Below are 24,208 nucleotides of genomic sequence, written 5' to 3'. Positions count from 1 at the left end.
CTTGTGGGCAACCGTCAGCTATGGTTGCCCACAAGATGGGCATTCAAGGCACCGGTTGGGCTGGAGCGAGAGGCAGGTACACATCAAACTGCGCCCCAGTGCCGGGTTGCGAAGTCACGCCGATGAATCCACCCATCCGCTCCACCTGAGCGGCAGCGGTGGCCAGCCCCAGGCCGGTTCCTTTGTCCGCCGGTTTCGTCGTGAAAAACGGCGTGAAAATGTTGGCCAGGGTTGCGGCATCCATGCCGGGGCCGGTATCCCGGACCGAGATTCTGACCAACGGCACTGGCGAACCGGTGGACAACACGGCTTCGACATCACCCACCAGCCGGTCAGCGGCCGGTTGGTTCAGAAACGTGGCATCCAAAGTCACCCGGCTGACGGATAGCGTCACGGTTCCACCCTCCGGCATGGCCTCATTGGCATTGAGCACAAAGGTCAGCAGGGTCGAGGACAGCAACCACGGATCGGCATACACCTGAAGCGGCTCCGGCGATGGCTCAAAACCAAGGCTCGCAAGGGGGTTGAGCGTACTTTCCAAAAGTTTTACTTCCTGCTCCAGAAACGCATTGAGGTCAATGATCCTGGGTGACAGCTCGGCAAAATGACTGTAGGCCAGCAGATGCTCGACGAGTTGCCTGCCCCGAATGGCAGCCTGGCGAATGTCTGTGGCCCGGCGACGCTGCCGCGCGTCTTCTTCCGGCAGGGTACGCAGCATCATTTCACTGTAGCCCTGAACGACGGTGAGCAGGTTGTTGAAGTTATGGGCAACCCCGGCCGCAATGTGCTTGAGCAGCGCCGTCTGCTGCGCCTGATAGAGGTGTTTTTCGTGGAAGTGGCGCGCAGTGAAATCCTGGGTCACAACCAGATAACGGGCAGATGAGGCATTGTTCGGCGGCAGTGGTAGCACCGTGATATGCCACCAGCGCGGCGCACAATGCTGCGCAGCGCCGGCATGCGCCAAAAAGGCTTCCGTGGTGGAAGGCTGCCCGGCACGGGCCTGCTCCAGCAGCGCACGGATGGCTGGTTCGGCTGACGGGGCCCAAAGCTGCAACCATGGGTGTCCCAGGACGGCACTGGGGTCGCTCAGACCCAGGGCGGCCAGCCCGGCCGGATTGATGAACTGCACGCGGCCTTCCGCATCAAGAAGCTTGATGTTGGTCGGCATGTGGTCGAGTACAAGACGGTTGAGCTGGTTGGCCTGCGCCAGTGCTCGGGTCAGCCGATGCCGTTCCCGCGCGTAGCGAATGGCGCGCCGGAGCGGAACCACGCCCAGCTCGTTTTTGGCAAGGTATTCCTGTGCCCCGGCTTCAAGGGCCTGCAGGTCGGTGTCGCTGGCTATTTCGCCGGTCAGGACGACGAGTGGCAGATGCGGGGCGGCGGTCGCCAGCGCCGTGACTGTGGCTGTTCCCTGGGAGTCCGGCAGGTTGAGGTCAAGCACGCCGACATCGAAGTGCTCCGCCACAGCCAGGGCAGTGGCGGCTGCCAGTGAGGTGACGTGCTGAACCGTGACTTCCGCCGTGATGCGCCGGAGATAGCCCTGCACCACAACGGCATAATCCATATCATCTTCGACGAGCAGGATGCGCATCGTACAGTTACCCTTGAAGCCGGATATAAGACAGAACCGTTGCAAAACAGTTTCAGAATGATTCTCAAGCTACAAAACCAGTCTTTCAAGTCGGCAACCTGTTTTCCTCCCGGAAACTCTCTCAAGGTGGGTGGACGGCAGCGCCGGGATGCCCGGCGTGGGCATCAGCAAGGTGCTGGCACCGTGAAAACATGGCGCAGCGACGCCGAAAGCGATAAGGTCATGGCAGCGGAAGGACTCGTTTATGCCTGCACTCTCCACGGACTCAGACCCAGCGCCTTCGGCGACGGCCTCGGCAACTTCGCCGGAAGCCCTGTCTTTCGAGACCAAATTCCGGCTGCTGCTGGACATCACCCGTACCATCAGCCGGTCACTCGATCTGGATGAGACCCTGTCGCTCATCATTGATTCGGTCAAGTCGTTCGTACCCTACGATTCCGCCGCCATTTACGTTCTGGAAACCAACGGCCGCGACCGCCGCATCCGGGCCACGGTCTATCGTGGCTACGATGAGGCTTCCATGGAACGCCTGCTGCGCCTTGGGGAAGGCTTCGTCGGCTGGGTGGTACAGTCGGGTGGGGCGATTGTGATTCCTGATGTCCGCAACGACCAGCGCTACATCAGTTCCGACCCGCTGACAATGTCGGAAATTGTTGTCCCCATCATTGCCAACAACCGTATCATCGGGGCGCTCAATCTCGAAAGCCGCACCCTGGATGCCTACAAGGCAGCCGACCTGGAAGTACTGACCCTGTTTGCCTCGGCCGCGGCTATTTCCATCGAGAAAGCCATTCTGCACCAGGAACGGTTGGAAAAACGCCGTCTGGAAAGCGAACTGGCCATTGCACGCCAGGTGCAACGAAGCCTGCTGCCGGACCGCGCGCCGACCGTGGAAGGCTTTGACATTGCCGGGCTGACCGTTCCCAACGAAGCCGTAGGTGGGGACTATTACGACTTCATCCCATTTCCGAATCACCAACTTGGCATTGCCATTGCCGATGTCTCCGGCAAGGGCATCCCGGCGGCGCTCATCATGGCCACGTTTCGGGCCTGTCTGCGCGCCCAGGTGCGCAACGACTTCTCCATCCGGGTCATTCTGCGCAAGGTCAACTACCTGCTCTGGGAAAGCCTCGATAGCTCTCAGTACGTCACAGCAGTTTACGGAGTACTTGATCCGGCAAGCCGGCGGTTCAGCTATGGAGACGCCGGCCACAATCCAGCGCTGCTCCTCCATGCCGATGGCAGCTACGAGGAACTTTCCTGCGGCAACACGGTGCTGGGGCTGTTCGAGGACCGGAAGTACATCGAGTGCTACTGCACCCTGCAGCCGGGTGACATCATTGTTCTCTACACGGATGGGCTGACCGAAGCCGGACAGGACGGGGAGGAATTCGGACTGGCCAGATTGATTGAGACCGTCCAGCGCCAGCGGGAAGCGCCGGCCCAGGAATTGGCCCGCGCCATCTACGATGCTGCCCGGACCTTTGCCAGTCCGGCCCCACTGGGGGATGACCTGACCGTAGTGGTCATCAAAGCCCTGCCGGCGGCCACGGAGAAGGGCTAAGCCGGGCCATTGGCTTCAGGAAATGTCACCTTCTGTAACAGTTTTGAAGAGCAGCTATGCCTCCCAAAACCTTTTCCGAAGGCTAAATTTCCACAGTCAGTACAGTTAGCACTATCCACCCGCGTGGCATCAGACTTGCTCCTTGGTTGCAGCAGACGAACTTGACGTTTCAGCGGAGGCCGTCCATGAGGATGCACATGGGACACGTCACACGCACCGTTCGACGGATTCAACTTCAGCGGGCGCAGTCGGGAGTGACACTCGTCGAACTCATCATAGCGCTGATGGTTCTGTTTGTCGGGATGTTTGGGGCGCTGGCGTTTATGTCCATCGCACTGACCAACTCCCTCAATGCCAACAAGTTGCTCCTGGCACGCAATCTCGCGGAAGAAACACTCAACCAGATCATCATGATGCGTGAGATGAATGCCATTGGGGGGATTCCAGAGCCGGGCAACCGCAATCAAAACACCTTCATCCGGCTCAGCAACCGCTTGGACCTTAACGGTATTTTTCCCCCAGAGTTTCGGCCTGTTTACCGCAGTCCCGGCCGGGACATGATTCGGGGCACAGCTGACCCGGATGAAATCAGCAGCGGCATTGATCCACGCTATGAATCCTTCACGATGCGGGTGCTGGTACGCACGGCTTTTACAACCTCGGGTTGTTTCGACAAGGAATACGACAACAGCTACGATCTTAGCAACGACAGTAACTGTCCGCCGGAAAGCAATACCGACCTGGTCAAGCGGGTCATTGTGCAGGTTCGGTATCCCTACACCCGGGTTGCCGGAAGCGCCCTTCGCACAGTTCAAATCGTGACGTTGATGACCCAGCCGCCGTCCCAGATTCGCGGCATCTAGTAGCAACTCCCGACCACGACTTTCCAGCTACCACTTTCTGACGGGTGACCTGTTTCGGTCGCCCGTTTTTTCATGGTCTCTGTTCCGGCATTTCGTTCCGGGGTGCCTTGGGATTGGCACTGAAATCAATCCGGCTGAGTTTGGCGCACCCCATTTCCGCCGCCGGATGCCACCGGGTCGGCTTCCCGGTGAAATGCCTGCAGAAGGGCATTGACCTGCTCCGGCTGGTCTTCGTGCGGGCAGTGCGATGCCTGGGGCAGCACCTCCAGCCGGGCGCGGGGCATCACCCGTACAAGTTGTCGCCCACGAATGGGCGGCACGAAGGTATCCCGTTCACCCCACAGCAACAGGGTCGGGTGGGCAATCCGCCGGGCCATGGCGTCGTCCATCACAAAGTCATAGAACTGCTTGGTGACTTCAAACACGATTTCGCGGTTGTCCGGTGCAAAGAAACATTCCCGGTAGTGGGCGATGACCTCCGGGGTCACAGCCGCCGGGTTGGCGTAGAGCCGATGGCGAATGTTCCACTCGACAAACCGCTGTTGCACCAAAGTGTCAAACAGCGTCCGTCCGATGACGGGCGTCCGCATCAGCAGGAACGGAAAGTTGACCAGCGAACTTTGCCAGTAGCTTGATGCCCCGGCCGAAGCGATGAGCACCAGTTTCGAGACCAGCGCCGGGTGGCGGTCGGCAATATGCGCAGCAATGAGTCCGCCCAGAGAGTTCCCCACCAGCAGAACCGGACGCTGAATCACTGACCGGATGAAATCCGTGATCTGCGCCGTCCAGACTTCCACGTTGTACGCCACGTCGCGCGGCTTGGCCGAGCGCCCAAATCCGAGCAAATCGGGAGCAAAGACCTGAAAATCCTTCTGAAGCGCCGCCACCTGATGCCGCCAGGTGAAGTGCGACGTGGCGTGCCCGTGAATCAGCACCACCGGCGGCGCTCCCGGCTCACCGGCCGCCTGATAGAAACAGTGCCAGCCCTGCCAATCAAAGTACCGCTCACTGCTCATCAGGGATTGATCAGCCATCCTACCGTGCGATTGTCGCGGTGCAGATACAGCGCCGCCGTGCGTTGAATGTCAGCCGGTGAAACCTGCCGGACGTGGTTCAGGTAAGCGTCAAGGTAGTGATACCCACGGGCTTCTTCGGGAATCTTTGCCCCACAGGCGATGGTTTCATATTCGCCGAGGAGCATGGCCTGGTTGAGGATTTCCTCGTTGCCAAGAATGAACTGCGCCTCGGTCTGCCGCTTGGCCTTGGCCAGCTCCAGATCGGTCGGGGGTTCATGGATAAGCCGCTCGACTTCCTCGGTAATCGCCGCCTCGACTTCTTCCGGCGTGTGGTTGGGTTTGACTTCCGCCGCTATCGTCAACAGTGACGGGTCCATGTGCTCGGCATAGTGCGCCGTGGCAAATGTCACGGACTCATCTTTCTCCTGCAGGCGCTGATAGAGCCGCGAGGTGCGCCCGTAAGACAACAGCATGGACGCGACGTGCAGGGCATACGAGTCGGGATGGGCAACTTCCGGGACGTGGTAGCCTATGGTCAGCCGGGGCAGCGGCGTCGGCTTTTTGACGATGACCCGTTTTTCACCCCGCTGGGGTGGCTCTGTGGCATGGGGCGGCGGCGGCAACGGACGCGCCGGAAGCGCCCCGAAGGTATCCTCAATCCGGCGCAGAGCCGCTTCCGGGCGGATGTCCCCGACAATGACCAGCGTGGCGTTGTTCGGGCAGTAATAGCTTTCGTAGTAGTGCCGCAGGTCATCCACCGTGAGATGTTCGACATCCTCGCGCCAGCCAATGGTCGGCACGTGGTAGGGATGCTGCCGAAAAGCCGTCGCCCAGACCTCCATCTCCAGCGCGTCAAACGGGCTGTCCAAATACATCTGAAGCTCTTCAAGCACCACCTGCTTTTCAGCCTCGAACTCCCCCGGATCGAAGGTTGTGTTGCATGCGCGGTCGGCTTCGATGTCGAGCGCAACTTCCCAGCGGTCAGCCGCAAAGGTGAAGTAGTAAGCCGTGAAATCCATCCAGGTGAACGCATTGTTACGTCCGCCGTTGACCAGCGTCAGATGGTCAATCTCACCTTTGCCGAGCCGCTGCGTCCCCTTGAACATCATGTGTTCCAGAAAGTGCGACATCCCGGTTTTTCCGGCCGGCTCGTTGCGTGAACCGACGCGGTACCAAATCATCGTGGAAACGATGGGATTGGCCGGCACGGCCTTGAGCAGCACCGTCAGTCCGTTGGACAACACATAACGCTGCACACCGGCCGTCAGCAACGAGTTGGCATGGTTGGTGGTCATGGCGGCTCCCCTGTGGTTGAATCGGCAATGCCGTTTGGTTGTTAACCTACGCTCTGCGCCCGACAGGGCAAGTCGTTTTGACGAAAGGCCGCGGTGGCCCGCATGTCCCGACAGTCGTCCAAGGCCAACCCCGCGCGACGCCGGGGCATGGTTTTTGAAGCCCTGCGGCAGGATGGCTTTCTTCCCATCACGCGCAGCCAGGCCGGTGATGAATACATCCAGCAACGTTTTGGCATCGCTCCCAGGAAGTTCTGGAAGATCATCCGGGAACTCGAAGCCGACCGCGAGGTGCGCACGGCCCCGGAGGGACTCTACTTCGTTTCCCCTCAAGACAGGTGGTAAGATCGGGCTTCACAAGCAATACTGTGTCAGTTAGTGGAGTACAGCCTGATTGATATTTCGACAAGTGTACCTATTCGCTTATTCTTCCATTTACCAACCAAGCACGGGGTAGAAAATATGCTAGCGTCCAATGACTTCGTAACGCTTTCGATGAACCCCATAGCCTTTGCCATTGATAAGATAACTCTGACTGACCTGGATATTTTCAAAGTCAGATGGAGTCGTGACTGGAACAAATAGCCGACTTATAATACTGCCACTGGATGGATCGAACTCAACGAGTTCAACACCACGTGGTTTGAGTCCTACTTGGCGTTGATTGAGTGATACCCTGAATAAGGGAGCCGTCACGTTTGTGCTAATCTGTGCTTGTGGATTGACGGCAAGAAAGGCCTCAACGTTTTTTACTAAAATTCGCCCTTCACCTAATTGATCCGATATGTAGCGGTAATACCTGACTTGCATTTTCACTGGTTCAGCCAAGTGGCTTTGCACAACTACAAGATGCTTATTTTGCTTTATACTCCCAAATTCTCACGCCCGGCGCCAGCGCGTTCCGTCTTTTCCATCCTCCAGAATGATGCCCTGGGCGGCGAGTTGCGCCCGGATTTCATCCGCACGGGCAAAGTTTTTGGCCCGGCGCGCCGCGAGACGTTCGGCAATCAGGGCTTCAATGTCAGCCGGCAGCAACTCCGGCTGTGCCGGGTCGAGAATTCCCAACACGGCCTGCACATCTTCAAAGCCGGCCAATGCCGCCGCCTTTGCCGCTTCGGTCAGTTCCCCACGACTCAGGGCAATGTTGACGGTCGTTTCAAGCTGCGCCACGGCTGCCAGCGCTTCCGCCGTGTTGAGATCGTCATCCATGGCTGCACCGAAGCTCTGGCGGATGTCAGCTACGACTTTTGCCGTTTCATCCACCTGGTTGGTCGTCGTTGGAACAGCCTCGCGCAACCGCCGTACGGTCTCGTTCAGCCGTTTGAGCCGCCGCTCGGCGGCTTCCACCCCTTCCAGCGTGAAGTTCAGGGGCTTGCGATACGGCACGGCCGCCAGGACATACCGCACCGCACGCGCACGGTAGCCCCGGTCAAGCAGATCGCGCAGCGTGTAGTAGTTGCCTTCCCGCTTGGACATCTTGCGCCCATCCACCAGCAGGTGTTCGGCATGCAGCCAATACCGGGCAAAAGGCTTCCCAGTCGCCGCCTCTGACTGGGCAATTTCGTTCTCGTGGTGGGGAAAGATGAGGTCCACGCCGCCGCAGTGAATGTCAAACGACTCCCCCAGATACTTCATCGCCATGGCCGAGCACTCGATATGCCAGCCGGGACGGCCGGGACCCAGCGGTGAATCCCACGTGGGTTCATCCGGCTGAGTACGCTTCCACAGCACGAAATCCCGTACGTCGTCTTTCTCGTACTCATCAGCTTCAACCCGGGCGCTTCCGCCGGCGATGTTTCCGGCCAGTTTGTTCCCGGACAGCACGCCGTACCGGGGGAACGAGGCAATGCGGAAGTAGGTCGAGCCGTCGCTGTGATAGGCGCAGCCGCAGTGGATGAGACGCCCGATGAGGGCCACCATTTCGGGGATGTGATCGGTGGCGCGGGGTGTGACTTCCGGCCGCTCGATGTCCAGCGCGTCGGCATCTTCCCAGAAATGCGTCACGTACCGCTCAGTGAACTCACGCAGCGGCAGTCCGGCCGCGCGGGCGTCGCGGATGATTTTGTCGTCCACGTCGGTCAGGTTCATGACGTGGAGCAGTTCATAACCGCGCCACTTCAGATGCCGCCGCAGGATGTCCACGAAGACAAACGTGCGGAAGTTGCCGATGTGGGCGAAGTTATAGACCGTCGGCCCACAGGCGTACATCCGTACCCGCCGCCCTTCGAGCGGGACAAATGGCTCCCGTTGGCGCGTCAGTGAGTTGAAAAAGTGCATGCTCATGGCTTGGGTCGTCCCCCAACACGACACCGGATGCTACACCGTTCGGCGGCAGGCCGGCAGTTTATTCTCCCGCGACCAAATCCGTAATGGCTTCCGTGTAGAACCGAATCCGCGTCCAGAGCCGCCACAGCAGCCTGCCGACGACGGCTGCCAGACAACTCCAGGCAAAGAGGTCGCCCACGACAACGTATGGTGTCATCCCGCTGGCGGCCGGGAACACCGGCCACACACGTACATCGGGTTGTCCCTGTGGGACGACATCGCGCACCTGCCCTCCGGCGTCAATCAGGGCGCTGATGCCATCGTTGGTGACGCGAACAACAGGGCAGCCGGTTTCAATGGCGCGATAGACGAGATGCCGCAGGTGTTGTTCGCTGCCCGGCGTCCGGCCGAACCAGCCATCGTTGGCCAGGTTGACGAGTACCGTCGCTCCCTGTTGCCGGAAGGCACGGTGCAGGGACGGAAAAGCCGACTCAAAACAGATGCCCACGCCAAGCCGCAGGTCATCGGTAACGGGCAGGGTCACAATGCGCTTTCCGGGACGCGCTTCCACGGCCAACGTCGGCAACTCCACCGGAAGGTACCGGCCCAGCGGGACATACTCGCCGAACGGCATGAGATGCACCTTCTGGTATTCCGCCGTGCTGCCATCCGGCGCGTAGAGCAGCGCAGTATTCGCAAAACCATCTCCAACCCGCCGGGTGGCATTGGTCAACACCCAGGCCCCCTGTGCCAGAAGCGGCCGCAGGGACTGCTCAGCGCCGGGCCGGTCGGCATCGAGGGCAATCTGCGACTCTGGAAAGATGACCATTCGGCGCGCGCTGTCTGACGCGGCGCGCAGCCCTTCCAAAGCAAGCTGCATTTGCCGGGCTTCGGCCTGCTCGTAGGCTGACATCACCTTCGTGAGCATGGGTGCGCAGGGCTGGACGGCAATGACCGCCACCGCAGCTTCCCTGTCAGAAACGTCTTCGGGCGGCCGCAACGCGCCGGTCAACGCCGCCAGCGACGGCAGCAGCAGCGCCAGCGTTCCGGCCGCCATCCCCCGGAGCGCATGCACCGGGCGGTGCGCCCACTGCCGCAGGGCATAGACAACGCTGGCGGCAAAGGCCGTCACCATGGCCCCGACCAGGTAATGTCCGCCCAGCCGGGCCGCGCGCGCCAGCCATGGCTCCAGCGCCACGGCATTGGCCAGCGGATTCCACCCGAACGCAAGTACCTCACCGCGCAGCCACTCGCACACACACCACCACGCCGGGATGCACCACCATCCCGGCGACGGCTCCCGCAGCGTCGTCAGGTGAACCCCCAACGCGAACAGTGCCGTCGGTATGGCGACGAGAACGGCCGCCACGCCGATCAGCACGTGGGCAACAGGCGTGGACATTCCCCCATAGACGATGAGCGAGTGCGTCGCCCACCAGCTTGACCCGTAGTAAAACAACGCCCCGAACAGCCAGCCGAGCAGTCCGGCCGTCACCAGCCGCTCCGCCGAAGTCACAGCCCAGAGCAGCAGCGCCAGCGCCACGAAAGCCAGCGGCCAGAAGCCGAACGGCGGAAAGGCCAGCGTCAGGAAGCCGGCGCTCCCCACGGCGGACAGCCACGGACTGACGCCCGTCCACCACGCCGCCGGCCGGCCGGTCTTGGGCTTTGCGGCAGAAGCCATCTCCACGCGGCGGCTCCCGTCAGTCGTAATACTCAAGCCCCAGGTGGGTGATGAGGTCTTCCCCGCGCAGGTGGCGCAGCGTGTTTTTCAGCTTCATCAGTTGAATGAAGATGTCGTGTTCGGGATAAAGCTGCGGCGCGACCATCGGGCTTTTGAAGTAGAAGCTCAGCCATTCCTGAATCCCGCGCATGCCGGCGCGCTGGGCCAAATCCAGGAACAGCGCCAAATCCAGCACCAGGGGGGCGGCCAGAATCGAATCCCGGCACAGGAAGTTGATCTTGATCTGCATCGGGTAGCCAAGCCAGCCCACGATGTCAATGTTGTCCCAGCCTTCCTTGTTGTCGCCACGTGGCGGGTAGTAGTTGATGCGTACGACGTGCGAAAAATCCCGGTACAGCTCCGGGTACAGCTCCGGTTGCAGGATGTATTCCAGCACGGACAGCTTCGATTCTTCCTTCGTCCTGAAAGACTCCGGATCGTCGAGGACCTCCCCATCGCGGTTGCCCAGGATGTTGGTGGAATACCAGCCTTGCAGCCCCAGCATGCGGGATTTCAGCCCCGGCGCAATGAGCGTTTTCATAAACGTCTGCCCGGTTTTGAAATCCTTGCCACAGATGGGCACGTTGTTCATCTGCGCCAGTTCAATGAGCGCCGGGATGTCCACGGTCAGATTCGGAGCGCCGTTGGCAAAGGGGACGCCGCATTTGAGCGCGGCGTAGGCATAGAGCATCGAAGGCGCAATGCTCTTATGGTTGGCTTTCATTGCCGCCTCGAAGGCTTTGAGCGTGCCGTGGTGCTTCGGCGCTGGCTCCAGATAGACCTCGGTCGAAGCGCACCAGATCATGACCAGGCGCGTGCAGTGGTGCTTTTTTCTGAAGTTCTCGATGTCGGCGATGAGCTGTTCGGCCAGTTCGTACTTGTTGGCTGCTGGCTTGACATTCCGCCCGTCCAGCCGCTTGACGTAGCTGCGGTCAAAAGCGGCCGGCATGGGCTTGATTTTGGAAAGAAACGGCTTGAGGTCTTCAATGAGCGAACGTTCCAGAACCCCGGCATGCAGTGCCGCCTCGTAGGCCGAGTCGGGAAAGATGTCCCAGGCGCCAAAGACAAGATCATCGAGGGTCGCCAGCGGGACAAAATCCCTGATGCGTGGGTTGCGATTTTCGGTGCGCTTGCCCAGCCGGATGCAGGCCATCTGGGTCAGTGAGCCAATCGGCAGCGCCTTGCCCCGACGGACGGCTTCGACGCCGGCAATGAACGTTGTGCTGACCGCACCCAACCCAACCAGCAGCACCCCCAGCTTGCCCGTCGGTTCGGCAATCGGAGCCGGGCTGGGTATGGAAGTCTTGTTCTTTTCAGTCATGGAAAGCCTCGCGGAAAGGAATACCTGCGCCTTGCGCGCAAAGATGCGTAACTACCACAGACCGGCTAGGCATGAACAATCGGCACGTGCAAGTCGCGCCCCGGAGAGAAGCAATTTGCCAAACTTTACCGGGCCGACCGGACTCATAGCACAGCGAGGTTGCCCGTGGTGGACGCCACTGGCTTCCAGAATTTTCCAGACGAATTTTCCAGGCAAGGACGGATGACGATCATGCCCTGCTTCTCCCGTGCTTTGAGTCTGCCTCTGGCCGGTATGCTGCTCCTGTCGCCGCTGATGCCCCTGTCGGCCGCGCCCCGGTCAACCGAAACCACCCGCTCCCTGGCGCTGACTGAAGACCAACGGATGCTCCACGTTCTCAACCGTCTGGGCTACGGCCCACGGCCCGGCGATGTTGAGCGCGTCCGCCGTCTGGGGCTGCGGCAGTACATTGCCCAGCAGCTTCATCCCGAAACGATTGACGACAGCGCCGTGGAAGCCCGGCTGAAGCGCCTGCCGATGCTGGAAACACCGACGGCCGAGCTGGTCCGGCTGGAAGCCGAGGCGCGTCAGATGCGACAGGAAGTTCTCCGCCGTCAGGGCGGCAACCTCCCTGAAAACCCCGGAGAAGCCCTCGCCAAGCTGCCGCCGGAGGAACGTCGCCAGATGATGGAACGCTACCGCGAAGTCTTCGGGGACGAAAAACGCAACCCGCGCCGGATGGTCAGCGACCTCCAGCAGGCCAAACTGCTGCGTGCTGTCTATAGCGAACGGCAGTTGCAGGAGGTCATGACGGATTTCTGGTTCAATCACTTCAACGTTTTTGCCGGCAAGAACCTTGTGCGCGTCTTCCTCAGCGAATACGAACGCGATGCCATCCGCCCCCATGCCCTGGGGCGGTTTGAAGACCTGCTGCGCGCCACGGCCCACAGCCCGGCAATGCTGTTCTACCTGGACAACTGGCAGTCGGTCACGCCGGATTTGAAGCTGCCCGGCCGGGAACGGCGTCCCCTTGGCGGCGTGCGTCCCGGCAACGGGCAACCGGGACAGTGGCCATTAGGCCGGGGAGGCTTCGGCCGGGGAAGACTTGGGCCGGGCGGCATCTTCAACCGTGGTGGCATGCAGAGACCTTTCCCGCCGCCAGCGCAAGCTGGCTCCAAACCGGCAACTCCCCCCAACCCGGGTGCGGCACAACGGCGACAGCCCGGCATCAACGAAAACTACGCCCGCGAACTGCTGGAACTGCATACGCTCGGCGTGGACGGCGGCTACACCCAGAAGGACGTTCAGGAAGTGGCCCGGTGCTTTACAGGCTGGAGCATCCACCAGCCCTTTGGCGGGCAGCGCCGTGACCGTTTTGCCCGCCCTGGCATGCCCGGCGCAGCCGATGTGCCGCCCGGCTCGTTCATTTACCGCGACTGGGCGCACGATCAGGGTGAAAAGGTTGTGCTGGGCGTCAAAATTCCAGCCGGCGGCGGCAAACGGGACGGCGACATGGTGCTGACGCTGCTGGCGCGGCATCCTTCAACCGCCAGGTTCATCGCCACGAAACTGTGCCGCCGGTTTGTCGCCGATGAGCCGCCGGCCGGACTTGTCGCCAGGGTGGCCGCTACGTTTGAGCGGACGCAGGGCGACATCCGCGCCTGCCTGCAAACCATTTTTGAGTCGCCGGAGTTCTTCGATCCGGCGGTTTACCAGGCGAAGGTCAAGACGCCGCTGGAATTCGTCGCCAGCACGCTGCGCGCCGCCGGAGCCGAAATCACAGATGCCCAAGTGTTGACCGGGGCGCTGGCACGGATGGGCATGCCGCTTTACGGCTGCCAGCCGCCGACGGGCTACAAGGATGTCGCCGAAGCCTGGGTCAACACCGGGGCCCTGCTCAACCGCCTCAACTTTGCCCTGGTGCTCGCCAGCGGCAACCTGCCCGGCGTCAAGCTCCCACCTACGGCTTCCGGTGCGGACAGCAAGGCACTCATCGAGACCCTTCTGGCCCGCTATGTTGGCGGCAGTGTCTCCGAAACGACGTACCGGGCGCTTGAAGACATCGTGGGCGACCGCACCCGCCTCAAAGTCCGCACACCGACCACACCGGACAACGAACCGGACTTGGAAGAAGGTGAAGCTGCGCAGGCCGATGATGCAGGCACGATGGCGGCCATGCCCCGGCCGCGGCGCACGCCCGGAAAGGCCTTTGCACCGGGCGTGAACCCGGCGATGCGCCGCTATGATCTGGCGCTTGAAGCCCTCGCGCAGGCCGATGCGCCACTTCCCCTCACCGCACAACTGACCGGCCTCATTCTGGGTTCACCGGAGTTCCAGCGCCGCTAGTTTCCAAAGGAGGGCAAGCCTATGTCGCACCACATTTCCCGTCGGCAGTTCGTCCGCTTTGGCGCAAGCGGATTGGGGGCTTTGGCGCTGACGCCATCCGCTTTCGGGTATCTGTTTCAGCGGTATGCCCGTGCAGCCGAAGCCCAGGTTGCCCAACCGCGCCAACGGCTGGTAGTCATCTTCCAGCGCGGCGCAATGGACGGTTTGAGCGCCGTCGCGCCCTATGGCGATGAGCATTACCGCCAGTCGCGCCCGCTTCTGGCCGTAGCCCCACCCAAACCAGGCGACCCGGCGGCGGCCCTCGACCTGGATGGGCGGTTTGGTCTCAGTCCCCATCTGGCCCCGCTGCTGCCCCTGTTTCAGTCCGGGAGGCTGGCCGTTGTCCACGGCGTCGGCTCGCCTGACAGCACCCGCTCGCACTTCGACGCGCAGGACTACATGGAATCGGCCACGCCGGGCCGCAAAGGCACGCCTGATGGCTGGCTCAACCGCTACCTGCAGGCGGCGCCGCTTCAGAAGGCATCGCCCTTTCGGGCGGTGTCCTTCACCCAACTGACGCCACGCACCCTGCAGGGGAAAGCCGACGTCATTGCCCTCGATGACCTGCAAGCCTTCGAGCTGCGCGCCGGAGGCGCTACCGGCAAAGTGACATCCGGTTTCGAGGAGATGTACGCCCAGGCTGCGGCCGATGCGCTGCGCCATACCGGGCAGGACACCCTTGAAGCCATCCGGTTTCTCAAGCGCGCCAACCCGTCGCGTTTCCAGCCCGAACATGGCGCAACCTACCCGAACTCACCGCTCGGCCGGTCACTGCGCCAGATTGCGCAACTCATCAAGGCCAATGTCGGCCTCGAAGTCGCCTTTACAGACTGCGGGGGCTGGGACACGCATGCCAACCAGGGCGCTCCCGGACAACCCGCCGGGCAACTCAACCGTCTGCTGCGCGATTTTGGCAGCGCCATTGCTGCTTTCGTACAGGACTTGGGCGCAGAGCAGATGCGCAACACCCTCGTGCTGACGATGACCGAGTTCGGGCGTACCGTGCGCCAGAACGGCGCCGGTGGCACCGACCACGGACGGGCTTCGTGCATGTTTGTGGTCGGCGGCACCGTGCACGGCGGGCAGGTTTACGGAGACGTACCGAAACTGGCGCCGGCCAATCTTGCCGACGGGCGCGATCTTCCCGTGACCACGGACTTTCGCACCGTGCTGGCCGAAGTGGTTGTGCGGCATCTGGGGCTTGCACAGGCGCAGCCGGTCTTCCCCGGCTACACCCTTCAGCCGGCCAAGTTCATCGGCGTTCTCGCCCGCCGGGGCTGACGGCGGCAACCACTACGGCAGCCTCACACGCCAACGGCTTGACGCCACACCGACTTCTCCGAAAGATGCGTACGGATTCGTACGCATCTTTTGTTTGTTTCCGAAAGTTTTTCCTCACGGCAAGGAACGCAACTGACCATGCACCAGCCCGATCTCAAGACAGATGTGTTTTCCCCGCTCAAGCTCTTCACGCACATGGATGTGATGTACGACTGGTGGCAGGGCAAGAACGTCTATCCGATTACGATGGAACTCAGCCCTTCAACCATCTGCAACCACTTCTGCACGTGGTGCATGCACGGGGGGTACTTTGGCTCGCACAAGGGCGATGACAAGTCCAAAAAGGCGAACCCGGATGCGAGCATCATGCCGCTGTCCTTCTACCGGACGCTGCTCGACGAGCTGGTCACGCTGGGCACGAAAAGCATGATTTTTTCGGGCAGCGGCGAGCCGTTCGTCAATCCGAACCTCATGGAGTTTGTCGAATACACGGCGCACAAGGGCGTGGACTCGGCCATCATCACGCATGGTGGTCTGCTGACGCCCGAAAAGGCCCGGGTTGTGGCCCGGCACTGCACCTGGATTCGCATTTCGCTCAACGCCGGCACACCCGAAACCCGTGAGAAGATTCACAAGGTCAACGATTTCGAGAAGGTGCTGGGCAATCTGGCAAACCTGGCTGAAGAGAAGCGCCGCCAGGGGTCAAAAGTTCAGATTGGCGCGCAAATTTCCGTCGAACCGACCAACCTTGCCGAAGTTGAGGAAGCCACGCGGCGCGTCAGGGAAACCGGCATTGACTACTTCCAGATCAAGCCGGTCATTTTGCATCCCAAGTCCTCGAGCGAGTTTTACGACCGCGATTTTTATCTCGACGCCCTGTATCGCGCGCGCGCCGCCCGGCAGATGTACGAGACGGAGACGTTCCGCGTCTTCGTCAAGGAAGATCAGTTTGCAGGCGTCCTTGCGCCCGACCTCGAACGCAGCGCCTACCGGAAGTGCTATGCCACGTTTTTTCCGGTCATCGAGGCCAACAAGAAGGTGTATTACTGCTCCCAGACCCGTGGGCAGGAGGAATTCTGTCTGGGCGATCTCAGCACCCAGAGCTTCAGGGAAATCTGGGAAGGCGAACGGCGCAAGCAGGTCATGGCGTCCATCAACGTGGATGAATGCCAGCCGATTTGCCGGTGTCATCCCATCAACAAGGTGCTCTGGACGCTGCGCCATCCGAACAACAACCCGAATTTCGTCTGAGTCGCTGTGACGGCGCTGGTCACTTCCCCTGCCGGTTCATCTGCCGACGCAAACCCTTCCACAACGGTGCGGGACTGGTCTGGCTGGTTGTTCTGGTGTGGAGTGCTGCCGCTGGCGCTCGTGCTGCGCGGCTGGCACATCGGGCAGCAGAACCTCTGGCTCGATGAGCTGTATTCCCTTGATGTCGCCCGCCGGCCGCTGACCGGGATTGCCCGGTGTGCCGCCGCGGACGTGCATCCGCCGCTGTTTTACATCCTGCTGAAAATCTGGATGAACCTCTTTGGCGACAGTGCAGCGGCCGTCCGGTCGCTTTCCGTTGTCGCCAGCCTGGCCGCGCTGGTGTCTGTTTTCCGCCTGATCGCGCCCCGCTACAGCGGCCCGGTGGCGCTGGCCACCACGCTGCTGATGGCCGTTTCCGCGCACCAGATATTCTTTGCCCAGGAAGCCCGGATGTACCCGCTGGTCATGGCGCTGGTGCTGGTGGCACTGCGCGGCTACGCCATGTGGCGTGAAAGCGGTGTGGAGCGCGGGCTGGCGGTGTACCTGTGGGCGGCGCTGGCGGCGATGTACTGCCACTACTTTGCCGTGCTGGCTGTCCTTGCGGTCAACGCACACTTCGTGCTGACGGCCTTTGGCCCGACGCGCGCGGCCACCCGCCGTCAGACGCGGCGCTGGTTTATCGCCCAGGGCGTCATGGCGCTGCTGTATGCCCCGTGGGTTGAAGTCATCGTAGCGCAGATGCAGCGCGGTCAAACCTGGCGCAAACCGCTCACGCTGGCTGACGCCGGCTGGCAGGTTGTGGGCTACTTCCAGGAAACCACGTTGGGCTATGCCGTCTATCTCGATCACATCCGGGACTGGTTCACGCGGCTCATCGTGGAACACGTGAACCTGCCGGGAAGCTTTTTCTGGCAACCGCTGACGTTCAACATTGTCTTCATCCTGTTTCTGACAGCTCTGATGGGCATCGGGTTGTGGCACAACCTGAAGCTGGCGCGCGCGGACATACGGGCGGCCCTGCCGGTGCTGTTTCTGGTTCTGCCCCTGCTGCTTGCCAGTGGGTTGTCGCTGCGGAAGGGCAGCATGGAGATGGCCCGCTACCTGATTTTCACGACGCCCGCTTTCTGGTTTTTCACGGCCGTCGGGCTGTATCAGATACGTGCTGCCGGGTGGCGTCTGGCATTGATTGGCCTGTGTGTCGGGACGCTGTTCTGGCAGGGTACGCGGATTCACTACGGCACGACAGCGCGGGACAGCGATCTGCGTCCGGCGCTGGAGTTCATCCGCCGCGAGTCCCGGCCCGGAGAGCGGGTGGTCATTGATCCCGACGCCATGGATGTCTGCCTGGCTTACTACGCGCCGCGTTATGGACTGGAAGGGATGACCTACCCGGCGCAGATGACACCGACCGGTGAACCTGTGGGGCACAATCAGCTTGAACGCCTGATGCGGGAAGAAGGAGTACGGCGTGCGTGGGTCATTCTCGATTATCGTTCAGAGAAGTTTGACGCGCCGGACGTGCCGGGCTTTCACATTGTGCGCCGGGTGGATTTCCCAAGCGCCTATCCGAAGGTGCGTGTTATTGAAGTGCTGCGCTGATGCGCTGACTCTTGCTGCCGGATTCCATACAAGTGACCCGGCCCGGTTTGTGGCGTTCCTGCAGGACAGTCACGAGTCTAGCTGGCCTTCGCCCGGACTTCGTTTTCGACATCATCCATACGGTGTTCAACATCGCGTACCCGGGCGCGCATGTCCATGATGTCCTGCGTCATGATTTCCAGCTTGCGGTTCATGAGCTTGAGTTCGGCAGCGACCTTCTGGAAGCCTTCCGTCACCTGTGCTTCCAAAGCATCGAGACGGCTTGTGATTCGGGACTCCATGGCGGAGAGACGTTCAAGGACAGTTTCAATTGTCGGCTTGGTTTCCATGAGAGCGCACCTCCGGGTTCAGATTTTATTTCCTTGTTCACCGTTCCCACCCACGTAACGGTGGTGGCTGACGGCAAGGTGGCTCAGGCGACTGAGGGTTCAATCGCTCTGGGTATGCGTTGATCAAGTGCACGCAGGCTGGCGCGCATGTCCATAATGTCCTGCGTCATGATTTCCACCTTGTGCTTCATGTGCTCCAGTGTTTTGTTGACCTTCTGAAAGCCTTCCGTCACCTGTGTTTCCAGGGCATCGAGACGCCCCCCAAACGACGACACCTGGGTTTCGAGTGTTTCGAGACGCCCCCCAAAAGACGATACCTGGGTTTCAAGTGCTTCGAGACGCCCCCCAAACGACGACACCTGGGTTTCGAGTGCTTCGAGACGCCCCCCAAACGACGACACCTGGGTTTCGAGTGCTTCGAGACGGCTTATGATTTGGGACTCCCTGGCAGCGCTTCGGGACTCCATGGCGGAGAGACGTTCAAGAATGGTTTCAATCGTCGGCTTGGTTTCCATGGCAGCACACCTCCAGGTTCAGATTTGATTTCCCTGTTCACCGTTCCCACCCATGTAACGGTGGCGGCTGACAGTGGGGCGGTTCAGGCAACTGAGGGTTCAAGCCCTCCTGGTATGCGGCGATCAAGTTTTCGCATGGCAGCGCGCACATCCATAATGTCCTGCGTCATGATTTCCAGCTTGTACTTCATTATCTCCAGTCCGTCGTTGACCTTCTGAAAGCCTTCCTTCAACTGTGTTTCCAAGCCATCAAGACGCGATTCAACTCCCGACACCCGGGCTTCAAGGGCTTCGAGACGCACCCCAAACCCCGACACCTGCGTTTCGAGTGCTTCGAGACGGCTTATGATTTGGGACTCCCTGGCAGCGCTTCGGGACTCCATGGCGGAGAGACGTTCAAGAACGGTTTCAATCGTCGGCTTGGTTTCCATGACAGCGCACCTCCGGGTTCAGCCTTCATTTCCCTGGCCGGGCCAAGTCCGGTGATTGTCGCTGAAAACCTGCGGAAACGTAAAGACCACGGTGCGCGCGATACCTTGCAGGTCGTGGATGACGCGCTCCACCCACCAGCCGGCAGCTTCGCCCACGGCACAAACCCGTGCCGCCTGCTCAAACCCAACCTCACAGGCAAACTTCCCGCCGGCCACCAGATAGGGCGGCAGGGCGGCCAGAAGGTGGGCATAGACTTCGGTTCCCTGCTCTCCGCCAACCAGGGCCACGTACGGCTCGTGGTCACGAACTTCCCGCTGGAGCGCTGGCCAGTCCGTTTGCGCCACGTAGGGTGGATTCGACACCACGAGATCAAACGGCGGCGTAGTGGGCACGGCGTCCAGCCAGTGGCTCTCGACCAACCGGACGCGCTCCGCAACACCATGGCGCTGGGCATTGGCGGCAGCCACAGCCAGTGCCGCCGGCGAAATATCCACGGCCACGACCTGCGCCGTCGGGATTTCCGCCGCCAGGGTCACGGCCAGACAGCCCGAACCGGTCCCCAAATCCAGCAGCCGCCACACCGGCTGCGGACGGGTGCGGATGTGCTCCAGGCTCACCTCCACCAGCAGTTCGGTTTCCGGGCGTGGGATCAGCACATCGCGCGTTACCTGAAAGTCGCGTCCGTAGAAGTTCTGCCAGCCCGTGATGTACTGAAGCGGCTCGCCGTCAGCCCGCCGGCGGAAGGCACGGCGTACCAGCTCGGCGTCTGCGTCGGAAACCGCACGCTCTGGATGGGCCGCAAGCGTAACAGCATCCACGTTCAGCAGCTCCCGCACCAGGCGGCCGGCTGTGCGGTAAGGCTCATCCACCCCACCGTCCGCCAGGAGGCGAGCGCCTTCCTTGACGAGTTCACCAAATGTCGTTGACATAGGCCCTGCACCCGCCCGGTACGTCGCCGGTGCGAAATGTGACACCCGCCGGACAGCGGCCACACCCTGCCACCCTGTGGGTCAACCGACGGAACACTCTATGTTTCTCAATTTTCGTCCCGATGAAACCTTTGCGCGGGAACTCGACCGCGCCGATGAACTCGCCGACTTTCGCACGCACTTTCACTTTCCGGTCAATCCAGCAACGGGCAAGCTGCAGCTTTACTTCTGCGGTCACTCGCTGGGGCTGCAACCGGTGGCTGCGCGGCAGGCCGTCCTGACGGAACTTGACCGGTGGGCGTCGCTGGGCGTCGCCGGGCATTTCACCCCGCCGCACCCGTGGGCCGACTATGACGCCGATCTCCGTCCGCTGGTGGCGGAACTGGTCGGTGCACAGCCTGATGAAGTCGCGCTGGCCAATGGTCTGACGGTCAACCTGCATCTGCTGCTGGCCTCGTTTTACCGCCCGACGCGGGAACGCTTCAAAATCCTGATGGAAGCGCGCGCCTTTCCGTCCGACCGGTATGCCGCGCTCAGCCAGGCGGCTTTTCACGGTTTTGACCCGCGTGAAGCCGTAGTGGAAATGCGTCCCCGTCCGGGCGAAGACCTGTTGCGCACTGAAGACATGCTGGAGCAGTTGGAGCGCGAAGGCGACCAGGTGGCGCTCCTGCTGCTGGGGGCAGTCAACTATGCCACAGGACAGTTTTTCGAGCTGGCGCCACTTGTTGCCCAGGCCCGGGCCAAGGGCTGTGTCGTGTGCATAGATGCCGCGCATGCCATTGGCAACGTTCCCCTGGCGCTGCACGACTGGGACGTGGATTGTGCCGTGTGGTGCCACTACAAATACGTCAACGCCGGCCCCGGCGCCGTCGGGGGCTATTTCGTTCATGCGCGCCATGCCCAACGTTTTGACCTGCCGCGTTTTGTCGGCTGGTGGGGACACCGCGCCGACACCCGCTTCCTGATGCCTGACACCTACGAACTGGCCGCCGGTGCAGCCGGCTGGCAACTCAGCAACCTGCCGATTCTGTCGCTGGCGGCCCTGCGCGCTTCCCTCGACCTGTTTCACCGCGCCCGGATGGCGCGATTGCGGGCGAAAGCGGTCCGGCTGACGGCCTACGCGCTGGCGCTGCTGGATGGGCTTCCCCTTCAGCTCATCACCCCACGCGATCCGGCTGCCCGTGGCGGACAGCTTTCCTGGCGTGTACCGGAAGCACGCCCGCTGGCAGCGTGGTTTCAGGAACAAGGCATGATTGTGGACGTCCGCGAACCGGACATCCTGCGGATGGCCGTTGCGCCACTGTACACCAGCTTTCATGACGTGTGGCAGCTTGCCCAGGTCTGGCGTGCACGCTTTACCCGAACCTGACCCGTCCTGCCACAGAAGTCCTGCTTGCTGTGAAGACCCTGCACACCGTCCGAGTCTATGCCCTCCGCTGCCCGGTACGCGGCTGGGTGTTCTACGCACCGCCCGAAGCCTTCCCGGCCGAAGACAGCTCTCCGCCGGAAGGCCTGATGCAGCGGCTGGTACAGCGCGCCCATCGGCTTCGGGAGGAAGCCTCGCACCTCCTGCACCAGCCGCCCAACCGCTTCTGGCGCGGCATCCGGCGTATCTGGCTCTGGCTTGAACAGTGGACGCACCCGGCCGAAGGTCTGCTGCGGGCGTTAGCCCATGCGGATACCGTCGAAATCATCCACGACGGAGAACTGGATGATGACACCGTGCGCGCCCACTGGACGAGCTGGCTGGAGGCACGCCTCGCCGTCCACCAGCGGGGCATCTGGGTCAATACTGCACTTTTGCCTCTCACACTGCTGCTCGGTCTGCTGCCCGGTCCCAACATCTTCATTGCCTGGAACGCCATCCGGCTGTACGTCCACTGGCAGGCCCGCCGTGGGGGACGCCGTGCCCGCGACACAGCCCACACCACCGTGCAGCGCGACCCCCGGTTGCACCTGCCTTCCGAAGGCTCACAGATCACCTACCAGGAACGCATTGCCGAATTGGGACAGCAACTCCATCTGCCGGAACTGCCTGATTTCTATGCCCGCTGGCCGGTCTGTTCGGCACCATCCCGGTAACAGGTTCGGTCCAACCTCCCCGGAAATGGCACTCCCAAGACGTAGCCAGCTTCAGTCCTGCTCCTCTTTTGCAGTCAACAGTGACTTCGTTTATTGTGTGAACCACAGTCAACAACCGTTGACGTGCCCTTTGGTCTGTTTCACACCAGCGTCGGTTGGCCTGTAGCGGCTTTACCCCTCAACCGCCTGCGAGGTTGGCAACTATGCAAACCCTGTACATCGAGAAAACCAAAGCAACACCCCGCATCGCCTTTGACGCCGCCACAGGCATTCTCAATATGGAGGGCGATTCGTATCCAGAAAACGCGATGCACTTCTACCAACCGGTTCTGGACTGGCTGTCGCTCTACCTGATCGAGTCTTTCACGCCCATTACACTCAACTTTCGTCTGGACTATTTCAACACCAGCTCCTCGAAGTGCATCATCACCATTCTGGAAATGGTTGAACATGCCGTCAAAGCCGGGCGGACCGTCACCCTGAACTGGCACTACTATGAAGACGACGACGACATGAGAGAACACGGAGAAGAATTCGCCGAAGACTTCTCGATTCCCTTCAAATTCGTAGCGATCCCGTCCTGATGGCCGCATGGTTGAACCAAAACCCAAAACGGCTGCTGAAGAAGTCTTTGCTGCGGAATTCGCCGTTCTGTCCACGGCCGAGCGAATTGCTACGGAAGGTCTGCCCAACGTGGCAGAGTGGCAACGGGAGTTTTCAGAACTGGTCAGAAAGTACCGTGCTTTGCTCAAACAGGCGGTCAAAATGACCGGCATCGGGGACACCACCCAGAGCCGCCTGCTGCGCATTCAGCACGAACTGGAAGCCAAAAACCGGGAACTGCTTGAAAAAAACCAGGCCCTTATCCGCGCGCAGGAAGCTCTCCTGCATTCGCAGGTGCGCGCCCAGACGATTTTTTCTGCCTACACGGAAGCCCTGCCAGGCACGGTGCTCGACGGGCGCTACCGCCTCGAACGCAAAATCGGCGCCGGTGGTTATGGTGCCGTGTATGAGGCCACACACCTCGCGCTGAACACGACCGTCGCCGTCAAAATCCTCCAGCCCCGGGGCATCAGCGTCACGCCCGAAGAACTCGACCGGTTCAAGCGCGAGGGCATTTCAGCCTGTCGTGTCCAGCACCCCAATGCCGTCAACGTCATTGACTTCGGCATTTCCTCAAACGGCCTTGCCTACCTGGTGATGGAACTCCTGCAGGGCATAACGCTGGGGCAGGAACTCAAACGGCTGGGGCGGCTCTCCCCCCAGCGGTGTCTGGACATCATCCTCCCGGTGGCATCGGTTCTGGCCGAAGCCCACGCCATGCACATCGTTCACCGCGACATCAAACCGGACAACATCTTCCTGCACCGCCCGCCGACGGGCGAGGTCGTCAAACTGCTCGACTTCGGCCTGGCCAAGCTCATGTCCCCCGAAGATGGCGCGCACCCGGAAGCGACCCGTGGCCTCATCGTCGGGACACCCAAGTACATGCCGCCGGAGCGCCTGAGTTTTCTCCCCTACGATGGACGGGCCGACATCTACAGTCTGGGCATTGTCACCTACGAAATCCTGGCCGGGCGACCGCCCTTTACGGCACAAAATGGCAATGTGGCGGCATTGATGACGGCGCACCTGCAGAGTGTACCGCCACCGCTGGCCAGTCTGGCACCCGATGTGCCGCCCATCCTCGAAGCTGTCACCATGCGCATGCTGCACAAAGTCCCTTCGTCACGCCCAACCGCACAGGAAGTCGTGCGGCTTCTCAGGCCCCTCAGCCACCACTGACTACCCACT

22 protein-coding genes are annotated in these 24,208 nt (G+C 61.3%); 11 read left to right on the top strand and 11 right to left on the bottom strand.

Translation table 11 applies throughout. From position 1 onward, the window contains the following. Positions 1 to 43 precede the first annotated feature (43 nt). Positions 44 to 1,591 (bottom strand): hybrid sensor histidine kinase/response regulator, encoded by a 1,548-nt coding sequence (locus CABTHER_RS03440; RefSeq protein WP_014099189.1) that lies wholly within the window; start codon positions 1,589 to 1,591, stop codon positions 44 to 46. A gap of 244 nt (positions 1,592 to 1,835) precedes the next feature. Between CABTHER_RS03440 and CABTHER_RS03435 the strand changes: the two genes are divergently transcribed. Both CABTHER_RS03435 and CABTHER_RS03430 read left to right on the top strand, forming a co-directional pair. Further along, the gene (locus tag CABTHER_RS03435) at positions 1,836 to 3,155 is read left to right on the top strand and encodes a PP2C family protein-serine/threonine phosphatase (protein WP_014099188.1); all 1,320 of its coding nucleotides are present in this window, start codon (positions 1,836 to 1,838) and stop codon (positions 3,153 to 3,155) included. 197 nt (positions 3,156 to 3,352) lie between these two features. After that, positions 3,353 to 4,018 (top strand): type IV pilus modification PilV family protein, encoded by a 666-nt coding sequence (locus CABTHER_RS03430; protein ID WP_041569062.1) that lies wholly within the window; start codon positions 3,353 to 3,355, stop codon positions 4,016 to 4,018. 125 nt (positions 4,019 to 4,143) lie between these two features. Here CABTHER_RS03430 and CABTHER_RS03425 read toward each other — a convergent pair whose 3' ends face one another. Then, on the bottom strand, positions 4,144 to 5,052 hold the full coding sequence (locus CABTHER_RS03425; protein WP_081464674.1) for an alpha/beta fold hydrolase: 909 nt from the start codon (positions 5,050 to 5,052) through the stop codon (positions 4,144 to 4,146). Further along, positions 5,034 to 6,329 (bottom strand): M16 family metallopeptidase, encoded by a 1,296-nt coding sequence (locus tag CABTHER_RS03420; RefSeq protein ID WP_014099185.1) that lies wholly within the window; start codon positions 6,327 to 6,329, stop codon positions 5,034 to 5,036. The genes CABTHER_RS03425 and CABTHER_RS03420 overlap by 19 nt, the downstream gene beginning before the upstream one ends. A gap of 102 nt (positions 6,330 to 6,431) precedes the next feature. Here CABTHER_RS03420 and CABTHER_RS03415 point away from each other — a divergent pair, with 102 nt between their 5' ends. Continuing rightward, the gene (locus CABTHER_RS03415; protein ID WP_041569061.1) at positions 6,432 to 6,671 is read left to right on the top strand and encodes a hypothetical protein; all 240 of its coding nucleotides are present in this window, start codon (positions 6,432 to 6,434) and stop codon (positions 6,669 to 6,671) included. A gap of 120 nt (positions 6,672 to 6,791) precedes the next feature. Here the strand turns inward: CABTHER_RS03415 and CABTHER_RS16955 are convergent, their stop codons facing one another. From CABTHER_RS16955 to CABTHER_RS03400, 4 genes are all read right to left on the bottom strand, one after another. Continuing rightward, complete coding sequence (locus CABTHER_RS16955; RefSeq protein WP_187288407.1) at positions 6,792 to 7,154, bottom strand: hypothetical protein; 363 nt, start codon at positions 7,152 to 7,154, stop codon at positions 6,792 to 6,794. 51 nt (positions 7,155 to 7,205) lie between these two features. Further along, on the bottom strand, positions 7,206 to 8,609 hold the full coding sequence (gene cysS / locus CABTHER_RS03410; protein ID WP_014099182.1) for a cysteine--tRNA ligase: 1,404 nt from the start codon (positions 8,607 to 8,609) through the stop codon (positions 7,206 to 7,208). Positions 8,610 to 8,670: 61 nt separating this feature from the next. Then, entirely contained in the window at positions 8,671 to 10,272 is a 1,602-nt protein-coding gene (gene lnt / locus CABTHER_RS15410) for an apolipoprotein N-acyltransferase (protein ID WP_014099181.1), read from the bottom strand. 19 nt (positions 10,273 to 10,291) lie between these two features. Continuing rightward, positions 10,292 to 11,632 (bottom strand): inositol-3-phosphate synthase, encoded by a 1,341-nt coding sequence (locus tag CABTHER_RS03400; RefSeq protein ID WP_014099180.1) that lies wholly within the window; start codon positions 11,630 to 11,632, stop codon positions 10,292 to 10,294. Positions 11,633 to 11,863: 231 nt separating this feature from the next. Here CABTHER_RS03400 and CABTHER_RS15405 point away from each other — a divergent pair, with 231 nt between their 5' ends. From CABTHER_RS15405 to CABTHER_RS03380, 4 genes are all read left to right on the top strand, one after another. After that, positions 11,864 to 13,957 carry a DUF1800 domain-containing protein gene (locus CABTHER_RS15405; protein WP_212770304.1) on the top strand — a complete coding sequence of 698 codons (2,094 nt, stop codon included), beginning with the start codon at positions 11,864 to 11,866 and terminating at the stop codon, positions 13,955 to 13,957. Positions 13,958 to 13,978: 21 nt separating this feature from the next. Continuing rightward, positions 13,979 to 15,277 carry a DUF1501 domain-containing protein gene (locus CABTHER_RS03390; RefSeq protein ID WP_014099178.1) on the top strand — a complete coding sequence of 433 codons (1,299 nt, stop codon included), beginning with the start codon at positions 13,979 to 13,981 and terminating at the stop codon, positions 15,275 to 15,277. Positions 15,278 to 15,415: 138 nt separating this feature from the next. Next, positions 15,416 to 16,528, top strand: a complete 1,113-nt coding sequence (locus CABTHER_RS03385; protein WP_041569060.1) for a radical SAM protein — start codon at positions 15,416 to 15,418, stop codon at positions 16,526 to 16,528. A gap of 6 nt (positions 16,529 to 16,534) precedes the next feature. Further along, positions 16,535 to 18,127 (top strand): glycosyltransferase family 39 protein, encoded by a 1,593-nt coding sequence (locus tag CABTHER_RS03380; RefSeq protein WP_228374065.1) that lies wholly within the window; start codon positions 16,535 to 16,537, stop codon positions 18,125 to 18,127. A 77-nt stretch (positions 18,128 to 18,204) separates the two neighbouring features. Here the strand turns inward: CABTHER_RS03380 and CABTHER_RS03375 are convergent, their stop codons facing one another. From CABTHER_RS03375 to prmC, 4 genes are all read right to left on the bottom strand, one after another. Further along, positions 18,205 to 18,456: a hypothetical protein gene (locus CABTHER_RS03375; protein ID WP_014099175.1), complete on the bottom strand. Its 252-nt coding sequence runs from the start codon at positions 18,454 to 18,456 to the stop codon at positions 18,205 to 18,207. An 83-nt stretch (positions 18,457 to 18,539) separates the two neighbouring features. After that, positions 18,540 to 18,971, bottom strand: a complete 432-nt coding sequence (locus CABTHER_RS03370) for a hypothetical protein (RefSeq protein ID WP_014099174.1) — start codon at positions 18,969 to 18,971, stop codon at positions 18,540 to 18,542. Between the two features lie 83 nt (positions 18,972 to 19,054). Further along, positions 19,055 to 19,402 (bottom strand): hypothetical protein, encoded by a 348-nt coding sequence (locus CABTHER_RS03365; protein ID WP_014099173.1) that lies wholly within the window; start codon positions 19,400 to 19,402, stop codon positions 19,055 to 19,057. A gap of 18 nt (positions 19,403 to 19,420) precedes the next feature. Next, complete coding sequence (gene prmC / locus CABTHER_RS03360) at positions 19,421 to 20,332, bottom strand: peptide chain release factor N(5)-glutamine methyltransferase (protein WP_014099172.1); 912 nt, start codon at positions 20,330 to 20,332, stop codon at positions 19,421 to 19,423. Between the two features lie 100 nt (positions 20,333 to 20,432). Here prmC and kynU point away from each other — a divergent pair, with 100 nt between their 5' ends. From kynU to CABTHER_RS03340, 4 genes are all read left to right on the top strand, one after another. Further along, positions 20,433 to 21,701, top strand: a complete 1,269-nt coding sequence (gene kynU / locus CABTHER_RS03355) for a kynureninase (RefSeq protein WP_014099171.1) — start codon at positions 20,433 to 20,435, stop codon at positions 21,699 to 21,701. Positions 21,702 to 21,730: 29 nt separating this feature from the next. Continuing rightward, positions 21,731 to 22,414, top strand: a complete 684-nt coding sequence (locus tag CABTHER_RS03350) for a hypothetical protein (RefSeq protein WP_014099170.1) — start codon at positions 21,731 to 21,733, stop codon at positions 22,412 to 22,414. A gap of 203 nt (positions 22,415 to 22,617) precedes the next feature. Next, a complete protein-coding gene (locus tag CABTHER_RS03345; RefSeq protein ID WP_014099169.1) occupies positions 22,618 to 22,998 on the top strand; it encodes a DUF1987 domain-containing protein in 381 nt (126 codons plus the stop codon). Positions 22,999 to 23,005: 7 nt separating this feature from the next. Then, a complete protein-coding gene (locus CABTHER_RS03340; RefSeq protein WP_014099168.1) occupies positions 23,006 to 24,199 on the top strand; it encodes a serine/threonine-protein kinase in 1,194 nt (397 codons plus the stop codon). Positions 24,200 to 24,208 lie beyond the last annotated feature (9 nt).

Origin of the sequence: Chloracidobacterium thermophilum B (assembly GCF_000226295.1) — a bacterium.
GTDB lineage: Bacteria > Acidobacteriota > Blastocatellia > Chloracidobacteriales > Chloracidobacteriaceae > Chloracidobacterium > Chloracidobacterium thermophilum.
Note: the sequence above shows the minus strand (reverse complement) of the source record. Positions and strands in the feature narration are given on the sequence as shown.